This window comes from Comamonas sp. 7D-2 (assembly GCF_022749555.1).
Taxonomy (GTDB): Bacteria; Pseudomonadota; Gammaproteobacteria; order Burkholderiales; family Burkholderiaceae_C; genus Comamonas; species Comamonas thiooxydans.
Map to the genome: position 1 here is coordinate 4,442,654 of NZ_CP094238.1, position 12,829 is coordinate 4,455,482.

11 protein-coding genes are annotated in these 12,829 nt (G+C 59.2%); 9 read left to right on the forward strand and 2 right to left on the reverse strand.

Annotation, left to right across the window (positions count from 1 at the left end; translation table 11 throughout):
- The first annotated feature begins 392 nt into the window (after nucleotides 1–392).
- Nucleotides 393–1,298 carry a 3-hydroxyacyl-CoA dehydrogenase family protein gene (locus MPZ60_RS20370; protein ID WP_242607018.1) on the forward strand — a complete coding sequence of 302 codons (906 nt, stop codon included), beginning with the start codon at nucleotides 393–395 and terminating at the stop codon, nucleotides 1,296–1,298.
- 12 nt (nucleotides 1,299–1,310) lie between these two features.
- Nucleotides 1,311–2,126: a 3-keto-5-aminohexanoate cleavage protein gene (locus tag MPZ60_RS20375; RefSeq protein ID WP_080746074.1), complete on the forward strand. Its 816-nt coding sequence runs from the start codon at nucleotides 1,311–1,313 to the stop codon at nucleotides 2,124–2,126.
- A gap of 8 nt (nucleotides 2,127–2,134) precedes the next feature.
- Here MPZ60_RS20375 and MPZ60_RS20380 read toward each other — a convergent pair whose 3' ends face one another.
- Together MPZ60_RS20380 and MPZ60_RS20385 are read right to left on the reverse strand one after the other, a co-directional pair.
- Nucleotides 2,135–2,767: a GntR family transcriptional regulator gene (locus MPZ60_RS20380; protein ID WP_242607015.1), complete on the reverse strand. Its 633-nt coding sequence runs from the start codon at nucleotides 2,765–2,767 to the stop codon at nucleotides 2,135–2,137.
- 60 nt (nucleotides 2,768–2,827) lie between these two features.
- Nucleotides 2,828–4,585, reverse strand: coding sequence for an IlvD/Edd family dehydratase (locus MPZ60_RS20385; RefSeq protein ID WP_034353783.1), 1,758 nt, complete (start codon nucleotides 4,583–4,585; stop codon nucleotides 2,828–2,830).
- Between the two features lie 111 nt (nucleotides 4,586–4,696).
- Between MPZ60_RS20385 and MPZ60_RS20390 the strand changes: the two genes are divergently transcribed.
- The 7 genes from MPZ60_RS20390 (at nucleotide 4,697) to MPZ60_RS20420 (ending at nucleotide 12,819) form a co-directional block, all read left to right on the forward strand.
- Nucleotides 4,697–5,710, forward strand: coding sequence for a tripartite tricarboxylate transporter substrate binding protein (locus tag MPZ60_RS20390; protein ID WP_034353791.1), 1,014 nt, complete (start codon nucleotides 4,697–4,699; stop codon nucleotides 5,708–5,710).
- Nucleotides 5,711–5,760: 50 nt separating this feature from the next.
- On the forward strand, nucleotides 5,761–6,681 hold the full coding sequence (locus MPZ60_RS20395; protein ID WP_242882020.1) for a LysR family transcriptional regulator: 921 nt from the start codon (nucleotides 5,761–5,763) through the stop codon (nucleotides 6,679–6,681).
- Nucleotides 6,682–6,857: 176 nt separating this feature from the next.
- Nucleotides 6,858–7,802, forward strand: coding sequence for an RNA polymerase sigma factor RpoH (gene rpoH, locus MPZ60_RS20400; protein ID WP_003071304.1), 945 nt, complete (start codon nucleotides 6,858–6,860; stop codon nucleotides 7,800–7,802).
- 141 nt (nucleotides 7,803–7,943) lie between these two features.
- The gene (locus tag MPZ60_RS20405) at nucleotides 7,944–8,942 is read left to right on the forward strand and encodes a tripartite tricarboxylate transporter substrate binding protein (RefSeq protein ID WP_034353799.1); all 999 of its coding nucleotides are present in this window, start codon (nucleotides 7,944–7,946) and stop codon (nucleotides 8,940–8,942) included.
- Between the two features lie 248 nt (nucleotides 8,943–9,190).
- Complete coding sequence (locus MPZ60_RS20410) at nucleotides 9,191–9,934, forward strand: sterol desaturase family protein (RefSeq protein WP_034353802.1); 744 nt, start codon at nucleotides 9,191–9,193, stop codon at nucleotides 9,932–9,934.
- Nucleotides 9,935–10,867: a fatty acid desaturase gene (locus MPZ60_RS20415; protein ID WP_034353805.1), complete on the forward strand. Its 933-nt coding sequence runs from the start codon at nucleotides 9,935–9,937 to the stop codon at nucleotides 10,865–10,867. It begins immediately after the preceding gene.
- Between the two features lie 17 nt (nucleotides 10,868–10,884).
- Nucleotides 10,885–12,819 (forward strand): StlD/DarB family beta-ketosynthase, encoded by a 1,935-nt coding sequence (locus MPZ60_RS20420; protein WP_034353809.1) that lies wholly within the window; start codon nucleotides 10,885–10,887, stop codon nucleotides 12,817–12,819.
- Nucleotides 12,820–12,829 lie beyond the last annotated feature (10 nt).

The window sequence follows — 12,829 nt, forward strand, 5'->3', positions numbered from 1 at the left end:
TGCACCTTGTTTCCATTCTTGGTGAATGTCAGTGCAGCACTCCAGGTAGCGTCCACGTTGGTGCCAGTGAGCGGCATGGCTGCCCAATGCGTTGCCGCGGCAAATTCATGACACGCACCAAGTCGATCAAAGACTGCCGTACTTTTGCACCGCCTGCGATTTGCTCAATCGTGTCGGCGACTCCTCACGGATAGAAGAGGCACATCGCAATTTATTTAAAAATCAGGATATTTATCCCAATAAATTTGTTTAACAAATTTATCGAAACCATCCAGACTTCCTCCAAGACTCATAGAACTTGGAGACATCCGTTGGAGCAAAAGATTTTCAGTGCGCCTGGGCACTTTTTCCGTCCCTCGCGTTCACATGCTGTTGTTATTGGCGGCGGGACGATGGGAGCCGATGTCGCGGTCGTCCTTTGCCGAGGAGCTTGCAAAACGACTGTTGTCGAGTCCAATCCCGACCGTGCTGCCAAAGTCCCTGGACTGGTCCATCACGGCTTGACCCAACTGGATGCGGGGCAGCAGCTTGCCCACCTGTCCGTCGTCTCGTCATTGGACGACCTCGACTGGAGTTCTGTGGATCTTGTGATCGAATGCATCCCGGAGCGCCTGGACATCAAGCAAGCGCTTTTCAAGCAACTCGAGCAGCGCGCCCGCAAGAATGCATTGCTGGCCAGCAACAGCTCTAGCTTCCCCATTACGGCCATTGCAGAAGACCTGGCAACGCAGGAACGCATGCTGGGTCTGCACTTCTTCATGCCTGCACACCTGACGCCTCTTGTCGAAGTGGTGTGCGGCGAGGCATCCCGCATGGAATGTGCAGAGAACCTTCATGCTTTCATGCGCCAGTGCGGCATGGTGCCGGTGCTGGTCAAGAAGGATTTGCCAGGCTTTTTGGCGAATCGTCTTCAGCACGCGCTGGCTCGCGAAGCTTTTGCACTGATTGAAGCTGGCATTGCATCAGCCGAAGACGTGGATGCAGCCGTGCGCTTTGGCTTCGGCTTTCGCTTTCTTGCAGCGGGCCCCGTGCTTCAGCGCGACCATGCAGGTCTGGAAGTCCACTGCGCCGCTGGAGCAACGATGTATCCATCGCTGGCGGCCAACAAGGAGCCAAGCCCATGTCTTTCGCAAAGAGTGGCTGAAGGCAAGTTCGGCATGAAGTCCGGTGAAGGATTTTTCAAGTGGACTCCTGAGAGCATCGCGCAAGAGAAACAGCGCTATCAGAAGACGCTGCTGGCAGGTCTGGAGCTTCTCAAGAGCGAATTGCCTTCCGTGGGCGACGCTGCCGAGCAATAAGAGGAGCGCATGATGAATACACCTCTGATCATCACCGTTGCCCCCAACGGAGCCTACAAGACCAGGGAGCAGCACCCTGAGGTTCCTCTGACTGCGGCCGATCTGGCACAGACCGCCAAGGAATGCCTGGACTCCGGGGCGTCCATGATTCATATGCATGTACGCAAGCCTGACGGCAAGCATTTGCTCGATGCCAGCGCCTACATTGAAGCCACTGCTGCAGTGCGCAAAGCAGTGGGCCAGGAACTGGTGGTTCAGGTCACCACCGAAGCAGCACAGGTCTACCAGCCATACGAGCAGATGCGGGTCGCACGCGAAACGGCTCCGGAAGCGATCTCTGTCGGCTTGCGCGAAATACTCAAACCTGAAGTTCCCGAAGCGGATATCCAATCCTTCTTCACATGGCTCAAGCAGAGCAATGTGATGACCCAGGTCATCCTGTATGACGTGGCGGACGTGCAGGCCTGGCAGCGCCTGCTTGCAAGCGGCGTCATCCCGGCAAACAAATGGTTTCTGCTGTTTGTACTGGGCCGCTACTCTGCCGGTCAGACCTCTTCGCCCATCGATCTGCTGCCATTCCTGAATGCCCATGACGATGCCCATCCATGGGCGATGTGCGCCTTCGGCCCGCAGGAAAACGCATGCGCGATGGCTGCTGCAAGTCTTGGAGGCCATGCGCGCGTCGGCTTCGAGAACAACCTGTTCCTGAAGAGCGGCGAGCCGGCAGCAAGCAATGCAGCCTTGGTCGCCCAGGTTTGCCAGGGGGCCGCAGCGCTGGGCCGCCCTCTGGCCACGGCTCACGATATTCGAGGCATGTTCCTGAACTGATCAGCACTTCAAGGCAGTAGCGCCTCTTGTGCCTTCAAGTAGTGATCTCTTGGAGGCACAAGATGGTCTGCCGTCAGGCGGATCAGGCGCTCCCTCGCCCCCTCCCCCTGCGCCAGAACCGCCAGCAGCTCGTGATGCTCCTTTTGGGATTGCAGCTGACGCTCTCTGGACATCAGCGTTCCAAATCGAATCGCATGCGTTTGGCGCGCGAAGTCTTCGATGGACTGCGACAGAAAAACATTGCCGCATTGAGCAAACAAAAGCCGATGAAACTCCTGGTTGGTCCGAAAAATGCCGCGCGGGTCCTGTTGCTGGATAGCTGCGTCATGCCCGGTCTGAATGCGCCTGAGCTGCTCCAGGGCATCACGGTCCAGAGGCAGCGCAATTCTGCGCATCGCCTCCAGCTCGAGCAGCTCTCTCATTTCGTAGAGATGAATGACTTCATCTCTGCTGAAAGCCTTCACCATGGAGCCAATGTTGCGCCTGCGCTCAAGCAGGCCAGCACTTTCCAGCTGAGCCAAAGCGTCTCGCACCACATGGCGTTTGGCTGCGAACCTTTCCATCAGATCATCTTCGACAAGACGCACTCTGGGAGCCAAGAGGCCCAGAACAATGTCTTCCTCCAATGTCGCGGCAATCACGGATGCACCGTCCTCGGATGGACGGCGCTCCTTGGCAAAAGCGCCCGTCGGCATATGAACTTAACTCCTTGGAATCGAACCCTTGCGCTGCGTCGCGGTCAAGAAATCAAAGTCTGCGCCACGATCAGCCTGCAAAACAGTTTTCTTGAACAGATGCGCGTAACCACGCTCTGCCACAGGAACTTGAACAGGCTTGGCATTCTGACGCATAGCCAGCTCTTCATCGCTGACCAGCCATTCAATACAGCGCTCGCGCACCGACAGGCGAATTCTGTCTCCGGTTTGCACCCAGGCCAAGGGGCCGCCAATCGCTGCCTCTGGCGTCACATGCAGGACGATGGTGCCGAAAGCGGTGCCGCTCATACGGCCATCGGAGACGCGTACCATGTCTTTAACGCCTTGAGCAGCGAGTTTCTTCGGAATGGGCAGGTAACCCGCTTCCGGCATCGCCGCTGCTTTGGGGCCGATATTCTTGAGCACCAGCACATCCTCGGCCCGCACATCAAGCTCGGGCGAGTCGATACGCGCAGCCAGATCCTCCGCATTCTCGAAGACAACGGCACGGCCCTCATGCTCCATCAGCTCGGGGTTGGCTGCGGACTGCTTGATGATGGCGCCTGCCGGGGCAAGATTGCCGTGCAGCACGGCAATGCCTCCCTGCGGATACAAAGGGGCATCCAAAGTCTTGACCACATGCTGCTTGAAGCCTGGGCCGGCCGCCTCCAGCTCCTCGCCCAGGGTGCGCCCCGTCACGGTCAGAGCATCCAGATGCAGCAGGGGCTTGAGCTCTCGAAGCAGGGTATGCATGCCGCCGGCTGCATGAAAGTCCTCCATGTAGTGGTCGCCGGACGGCTTGAGGTCGAGCAACACGGGAGTATTGCGGCTCATGACGTCCAAAGCCTTGAGATCCAGCTCGTAGCCCAGGCGACCCGCGATCGCGGCCAGATGCACGATGGCATTGGTCGAGCCGCCCATGGCCAACAACACCCGCATGGCATTTTCGAAGGCAGCAGGCGTGAGAATCTTGTCAATGCTCAGTCCCGCACGCGCCATGTGCACGGCCACCTCACCGGATCGCTCCGCAATTCGAATGCGGTCGGCAGTAACCGCTGGAGGAGTTGCACTGCCAGGAATGCCAATCCCCAGAGCCTCTGCAATGCAGGCCATCGTGCTGGCAGTGCCCACCACCGAGCAGGTCCCCACGCTGGCGACAAGCTGATTGTTGACGTCGGAAATTTCCTCAGCATCAATTTCTTCGGCACGAAATTTTCCCCAGTAGCGCCGGCAATCGGTGCACGCACCCACTCTTTCGCTTCGATGCGATCCCGTGAGCATGGAGCCGGTGACCAGTTGCACTGCCGGCAGTCCGACCGAAGCAGCTCCCATCAGCTGAGCCGGCACTGTCTTGTCACACCCCCCGATCAGCACGACCGCATCCATGGGTTGCGCTCGCAGCATCTCCTCCGTATCCATGGACATGAGGTTGCGCAGGTACATGCTGGTCGGCTGGGAAAAGCTCTCGTGCAGCGAGATGGTCGGGAAGTCCATGGGCAGGCCGCCTGCCATCAGGATGCCGCGCTTCACCGCCTCAATCAATTGCGGCATGTTTCCGTGACAAGGGTTGTAGGAGCTGCCTGTGTTCGAGATACCAATCACAGGTCTGTCCAGCGCCTTGTCGGTATAGCCCGCCCCCTTGATGAAGGCCTTGCGCAAAAAGAGAGAGAAACCGCGATCACCGTAGTTGGTGAGTCCTTTGGAAATGCCGCTCGAAGCGGCTTCCGGATGAATCGTGGCTTGCTGGTCTGGCTTGTTCGTCATGGGAGGGTTAACCATTGTTGATGCACTGATTATTAATAATATTATTGATTAAAAGAAAAATCGAGCGCTCAAACAAGAAAGCGCATACCTGAAAACCCTAAAGGAGACTTCATGAAACCCACAGAACTCGTTAATCCGGGCATGCGCCGCCGCAATCTCATTAACCTGGTTGCAACCGCCCTCGTCGCATCTGGTGCATCGGGAGCAGCCTGTGCGCAAACTGACTACCCCACCAAACCCGTGAGGCTGGTGGTTCCCTATGCGCCGGGCGGAGCGACAGATGTCATCGGCCGCGTTCTTGCCAAGCAGCTTTCAGACGCACTCGGGCAGCAGTTCGTCGTCGACAATCGCGCCGGAGCTGGCGGTAGCCTTGGTGCAGGTCAAGTCGCCAAATCACCTGCTGATGGCTACACCTTGCTGATGGGTGCATTCACAAGCCACACCATCAATGCAGCGCTAACGCCTGCTGCGACTCCTTTTGACATCCATAAGAGCTTCTCTCATATCTCCGTCGTAGGTACCGTTCCGCTGGTATTTGTGGTCAACCCCAATGTTCAGGCGAAGTCCGTCAAGGAACTGGTAGCGCTTGCCAAGGCCAGCCCCGGCAGCGTCACGTTTGCATCCGCAGGCAATGGCTCGCCTCAGCATCTCTCGATCGAGATGTTCAAGCGTCAGACACAGGTTGAAGTCGTTCATGTGCCCTACAAAGGCAGCGGACCCGCTCTTTCCGATCTGCTCGGCGGTCAGGTCAACGCCATGATTGACACCGTTCCTGCCGCACAAAGCCAGATCAAGGCAGGCAAGCTCCGGGCCCTGGCCACAACGACCAAAGAACGCGTTGCCTCGATTCCAGACATCGCTACTGCCGTGGAAGCTGGATTTCCAGACATGCAGGTCAGCTCCATGTTTGCACTTTCGGCACCTGCAGGAACTCCAGGTGCAGTCATTCAGAAGATCAATTCAGCGCTGAAAGTGATTCTGTCCAAGCAGGATGTCAAGGACTCCATGCTCGCCCAGGGGACTATTGCTACCTACAGCACGCCGGACGAGTCGGCCAAGATCATCAACGCCGAGTACGCCAAGTGGGCCCGATTGATCAAAGACAGCGACATCAAGGCTGAATAAGCGAAGATAGCGGAGCTCCAGGACGCTGCAGCTCCGCTACCTATACTGCTGTGGTGGAAGCCAATCTATCAACCAAAGACCTGAGAGCGGTAGTAGCCCTGAGCCAGACCAAGAGCTTTGGTCAAGCCGCCCTCCTGGTTCACCTCTCCCAATCTGCGCTGTCGGCCCTGATTGCGCGTGTGGAAGCCCAAATCGGAGCAAGACTGTTTGAGCGCACCACTCGCGCTGTCGAGCTGACCGATGCGGGGCATGTTTTTATTGCCCATGCCCAGGAGATCTTGCGAGATACGCAGCGAGCCCTACGGGCCGTGACGGACACCGTCCAGCTCAGAACGGGATCGGTGACGGTTGCAGCACTTCCTTCTTTGGCCGCCTCGCTGCTGCCAAAGGTCTTTGCCGAATTCACGCGGATTCATCCCGGGGTACGCTTGTCCTTGCTTGATACCTTATCGGGCCCTGCGTTTGATCTCGTTCGTGATGGCAAGGTCGACTTTGCACTCACTGCAGCAGATCCCAAGCAAGAAGACCTCGCCTATGAGCAATTGATGGAGGACCAGTTCTTTCTCATCTGTCCCGATGACCATCCTCTATCCAAGCAGGCAGGTCCCGTCCCGATCGAGAACACCCTGGACTATCCGCATGTCTCCATGCCCAGTTCTGCCAGCGTCCGCCAGTACATTGATGCGGATCTGCACTCAAAAGGGCTCTATTTCGCTCCCGTCTTTGAAGTTGACCATATTGCAACCATAGGAGCTCTGGTCAGTGCGGGCCTGGGCATCAGCGCACTACCTGAAACAGCCGTATCGCTGTTGCAAGCTGGCCGCCTTGTGCAGATTCCTTTGTCGCCCCCCGGAATTCAACGTCCTTTGGGCATGGTGATGCGCCGCCACGCACCTCGAAGCTCGGCGGCCAAGGCATTGGAGGCGTTAATCAGAGCGAGCCTGCACAACCTGGCCTCTCATTCAAGCTAGTGCACTACAGCAGATGCCGGGAAAGAGAGAGGTCGAAGGGAATGTAAAAAATTCTCCACGAATCGACACGAGCCGCCTGAACCGTCAAAAACCAACAAAAGCTGTGGGAACTTTGTCTTTAGCACTCTCTCTAACGGAGTGCTAATATGAAGATCATGGAAGAAAGGAAACCTGCAATGAAAACTGCCTCCGGCTCCATTGCTACTGCCTTGGCGCCCGCGAACCCCTGGGCGCTGGTACCTCCGCTGGGCAACCTGGATGCCTATATCTCGGCGGTCAATCGTATGCCAATGCTCACCCTTGAGGAAGAGCAGGACTACGCTCGCAAGCTCAAAGAACACAATGATCTGGACGCCGCCGGGCGTCTGGTGATGTCCCACCTGCGTCTGGTCGTCTCCATCTCGCGCCAGTACCTGGGCTATGGCCTGCCTCACGGCGACCTGATTCAGGAAGGCAATGTGGGCCTGATGAAGGCTGTCAAACGCTTCGACCCCGATCAGGGCGTGCGTCTGGTCAGCTACGCCATGCACTGGATCAAGGCGGAAATCCACGAATACATTCTGAAGAACTGGCGCATGGTCAAGGTCGCCACGACCAAGGCCCAACGCAAGCTGTTCTTCAATCTGCGCTCGATGAAGCATGACCTGAAGTCCGATGCCGCCATGGCGGACGAAGAGCTGGCCCTGCGCGAGACGCTGACCTCGAACGAAATTGACGCGGTTGCTGCAAAGCTCAACGTCAAGCGTGAGGAAGTTATCGAGATGGAAACCCGTCTGGCCGGTGGCGATGTGCTGCTGGATCCTTCTCCCAGCGACGACGGAGAGCAGGCCTTCGGCCCCATCGCCTACCTGGCTGATGCCAGCCACGAGCCTACCGCCATGCTTGAATCGCGTCAGCGCGATCATCTGGCGACCGATGGTCTGGTCATGGCCCTGGAGGGCCTGGATGACCGCAGCCGCCGCATCGTTGAAGAGCGCTGGCTCAAGGTCAATGACGACGGCTCTGGCGGCATGACGCTGCATGAGCTGGCTGCCGAATACGGTGTGAGCGCCGAGCGCATTCGCCAAATTGAGGTAGCCGCCATGAAAAAGATGAAAAAAGCGCTGGCCGAGTTTGCGTAAACGCCAACTTGCGCAGCAAGGCTTAAAAAGGCTGAAATGCTGAACCTCAAACCCGGATAATTTCCGGGTTTTTTATTTGTCGAAAGACATGCTGCACTCATGGGCAGCCATCAACCATCAAGAATTCACAAGAGACCTGCCATGCCTATTCGCACTTCGCGCCTCCTGAAGAACCTGTCCCGCCGCAGCCTGGTTGCAGCAGGAGTCGCCATGGTGGCGACAGCAATGGCTCCGGCCACCATGGCAGCCGACAACTGGCCCGACAAGCCCCTGCATCTGATCGTGGGCTTCCCCGCAGGCTCCTCGCCCGATCTGACGGCCCGCGCATTGGCCGAGCCATTGGAGAAGAAGCTGGGTCAGACCATCATCGTGGAGAACCGCGTGGGGGCCGGCGGCAATATCGCCGGCGAATATGTCGCCAAGGCTGATGGCTACACCTTCAGCGTGATGATCAACGGCAATATGACCATTGCCAAGATGCTCAACCCTGCCGTGCGCTATGACCCCATCAAGGACCTGCAGCCCGTGAGCCTGATCGGCGTGGCTCCGCTGGTGCTGGTAGCCCCCGCGTCGGCCCCACAAGGCAAAGCCTTCATGGAAGCGGCCGCCAAGGCGGGCGACAAATGGAGCTATGGCTCGCCCGGTGTCGGTACCGTGGGCCATCTGGGCATGGAACTGCTCAAGAGCCGCTCGGCCATCAAGGCCGTGCACGTGCCCTATACCGGCTACCCCCAAGTGTTCAACGGCATTCAGGGCGGCGATTTGAAGCTGTCCATGCTCCCTCCGGCACTGGCAATGGCACAGATTCAGGCCGGCAAGCTGCACGGCATTGGAGTGACCTCTGCGGCACGCAGCCCGCTGGCTCCCGGCCTTCCCAGCCTCAAAGAGCTCGGCGTCAACAACTTTGATCTGGAAATCTGGAACGCCGTGGCTGCTCCCAGATCCATGCCCAAGGCCCATGTGGACAAGCTGGCAGCCGCCGTCAGCGAGATCGTGCGTACGCCCGAGATGCGCCAGAAGCTATCCATGCAAGGCTGGCAAGCCGTGGGCAGCTCGCCCGAGGGCCTGAGCAACCGCATCCAGCAGGATGTGAAGGCGCTGGGCACCATCATTCGCGAGCAGGGAATCACGGCGCAGTAAACACGCCCCCTGAGCCGCTTTGCGGCTTCCCCCGAGGGGGACGACGGCCTCGCTGCGCGGCGGCGCTTGCTCGCTGTCACGCAGATGAAGTGCGCCTGTTTCCCTCCATCCCACACGCTGAAGCGACTCCGGGTATCAACGAGAGCTACTGCGGCGTCCTTTATCATGCGCCCGACAGGCATGGGTTTACGCTATGCCGTCGGGCGCATTGTTGTATCTAGGGCAGCGCCACCGCTTTTGGAGCCTTCATGGACGCTGGTACCTGGTTCACGCAGCTCAATGCCTGGCAAGTCATGGCATTGGGCCTGGTTTTTTTCGGGGGTATTTATCTGCTGGGCGGCCTGCTCATGGCAGCACTGACAGCGGCCCTCGCGCGCGCGGGCATAGGCAGGCCGCTCGATACGCGCCCGCTCAAGCCCGATCAGCTAAAGCGTGAATGGCGCCAGTCCTTTCATTCCATACTGATCTTCGGCACAGGCATGATCGTTCCATGGGGCTTTCTGCAACTAGGCTGGGCCCAGCTCTCGCCCACCGCCAGCGCCGGGCGCATCGCTGTGGAGATCTTTGCGCTGCTGATCTGGAACGATGTGCACTTCTGGATCAACCACCGCCTGCTGCACACGCGCCGCCTGGTGCGCTATCACGGCGACCATCACCGCTCCGTGGTGACAACCCCCTGGTCCACCTACAGCTTCCACCCCATCGAGGCACTGATGCTGGGCAACATCATCTTGCTGCCCATGCTGGTGCATGACTTCTATTTCTGGTCGCTGGCCTCGGTGCCGGTGTTGAGCCTGATCCTGAATCTGATCGGCCACTCCAACTACGATTTTTTCCCCTCAGTCCCCGACACCCATCCACTGGCCGCCAGCCGCCGTCACCATCTGCACCACGCGCGCCCGGCAGGCAACTATGGCTTTGCGCTGGCCTTCATGGACCAGCTCATGCGCACGCGGGTCGCAGACAACACCCCCAAAAGCTCCAGTCACTGAATGAGCAGGCACCCAGGCCAGCGCCGATATCCAGTCCTGCGCCACTGGCGGGACTGGCAATCCGTCTTCTACATGCTCCTGCTGCCGCTGCTCGTGTGGTGGCAATGGAGGCATGGCTTCAGCTTCATGCTCTACGGCATCGAGCTGTTTCTGACATTGGGAATAGGCGTTATTCACCACAACCACACCCATGTGCGCATGTGGTGGGGGCGCTGGACCAACCGCTTCACCGATTACTGGCTGACCCTGCTTCAAGGCCACCCCACCTTTGTGTTCTGGCCCGCCCATGTGGCCAATCACCATCGATTTCGCCATGGACCGTGCGATCTGGCACGCACCTACCGGCCAGAATGGGGCGGCGATACCAATCATCTGTGGGGCTATCTGATTCACCCGGTGCAGGCGGCTTTTGTGCTGTATCCGCTGTTCTTTCGCTGGCTGAACAATCTGCACCGTCACTGGCCTGGCGCCTTTCGCTACTGCATGGGGCAATACGCGCTGTGGCTGGGAAGCTGGGGCTTCTTTCTCTGGCTTGACTGGCAAAAGGCGTTGATCTTCATCATCGTTCCCCAGTTGCACGGCCTGCACTGGCTGCTGGCTACCAACTACCTGCAACATGCCCACGCCGATGGAAGGCCGCTGAGCAGAGCACAGCGCAATACTCCAGGTATCGAGCTGAACTACGCGCGCAACTTTGAAGGCCTGGTCAACCCCCTGCTTTTTAATATTGGCCTGCACACCGCGCACCATGAATGCCCGCATGCCCACTGGTCCGAACTGAGCGGACTGCATGAGCGCATTTACCGTCAACGGGTCACACCTGCATTGAACGAAGGTGGCCTGCTGCCTTATATGGGACGCGTGTTTGTATTGGGTCTGGTCTGGCCCGCGGCAAGAACCCAGCCGCAGATGCCGCCCGACGCTGTGAAGTAAAAACCTGTTGAGGATCTATGCCTGTTGCCTATTCCAACGTCTATCTGCAATCTGCCGGCATGTTTCTGCCTGGTGCCCCGGTGGACAATGCTGGCATGGATGCGTTTGTCGCGCCGCTGAACCGCATCTCCGAGCGCATCAAGCGCCGCATCCTGGCCGAAAACGGCATCCAGACCCGTCATTACGCCATAGATGGTGAAGGCCAGACGGTATTCAGCAACGCCCAGATGGCAGCCGGAGCCATCGAGGAGACTCTAGCCCTGGCTGGCAAAAAGCTCGGCGATATCGGCTTTCTGTCCAGCGGCTCCTCGGGGGGGGACGCGCTGATGCCCGGCTTTGCCAGCATGATTCAGGGCGAAATGGCCGCCCCGCCCATGGAAACGCTTTCTGTGCATGGCGTCTGCGCCGCCAGTGTGGGCGCCATGCAGGCCGCAGCCATGGCCGTGGAAAGCGGCGCCCATGCGCTGGCCCTGTCGGTGGCCAGCGAAATGCCCTCGCGCCTTTTCAAGCGTTCGCGCTTTGCAGCCCAGGGCTATGACACCGATTTCGACGCCCACTTTCTGCGCTGGATGCTGTCCGACGGCGCGGGCGCCGTGCTGCTGGGCGGCCCCAAGGCCCTGCCCCAGGCCAACGGACTGCGCCTCAAGCTCAAGTGGACACACCAGCGCAGCTTTGCCGGCGACTACCCCGTGTGCATGCAACTGGGCATGACGACCGATCGCGGCAAAAGCCATCTGGACTTCCCTGCCTGGAGCGATGCCGAGGCAGCAGGCGCTCTGGCACTGCGCCAGGACATTCGCCTGCTTCCGCATCTGTTCGATGTCTGCATTCACGAATATGCAGCCCTGGCCCACCAGGGCTGGGTGCCCGAGCGCGGCATTGACCACTTTCTCTGCCACTACTCGTCGGAGCGCTTCATCCCCGTTGTCGACGAGCTGCTGGGCAAGGCCCAGCTCAGCATTCCGCGCGAGCGCTGGTGGAGCAATCTGGCCTGGCGCGGCAACACGGGTGCAGCGTCCATCTTCATCATGCTGTCGGAGTTTCTGCAAAAGCAGGGCCAGAGCATGAAAGCCGGCGACACCGTGCTCTGCTTCATCCCTGAGTCGGGCCGCTTCACCGCAGGCTATATGCTATGGGAAGTAGAGCTTGACACGCAGACACACAAAGAGATTGAGGCCAATTCCCCTCAAAAATCCGTGCTTACTACGGCGCAAGTGGATGACGCGCTTTCCGATGTTTCGACCATCGCCGCGCCCCATGACCCGGCCGCTGCGCCATCGCAGCTGGCGCCGCTGCTGACAGAGCTCGCCAGCATCTGGCAGGACTACCGCAGCAATGTCTGGCGCACTCCCCTGCTCCAGCGCATGCGCACACGCCAGTTGCAGATCACCGACTATCTGCGCTGGATGAGCCACTGGATTCCCCAGGTGCGCGAAGGCAGTCTGTGGATGCGCGAAGGCGCCGCCTCGCTGACCGGTGACTACGCCACGCTGGCTTCACTGATCGACCTGCATGCAGGCGAGGAGCAGAACGACTTCAAGATTCTGCACAGCGACTATCTGAAGGCTGGCGGCACCGAGACCGACATCAACCGCCTGCGCCGCAACCCCGGCGGCGAAGCGCTCAATGCCTATCTGCACAGCCTGGCTGCCACGCCCAACCCGATCGGCCTGCTGGGCGCAATCTACATCATCGAAGGCACGGGCCAGCGCATCGTTCCCAGCCTGCTGCCCCTGCTGCGCCAGAGCCTGCCGCTGCCGCCCGATGCCTTCCGCTTTCTCGAATACCACGGTGCCAATGACGAGAACCACCTGGAGCGCTGGCTGCTGGCCGTGCAGATGGCGCTGGAGCTGGACAGCGAAGGCACGGCCCAGCAGGCCATACTGCAGACCGCACGCAACACCGCAGCCATGTACCTGATGCAGTTTCAGCATGTGCTGACCGAGCGCTAACCAGAAACAG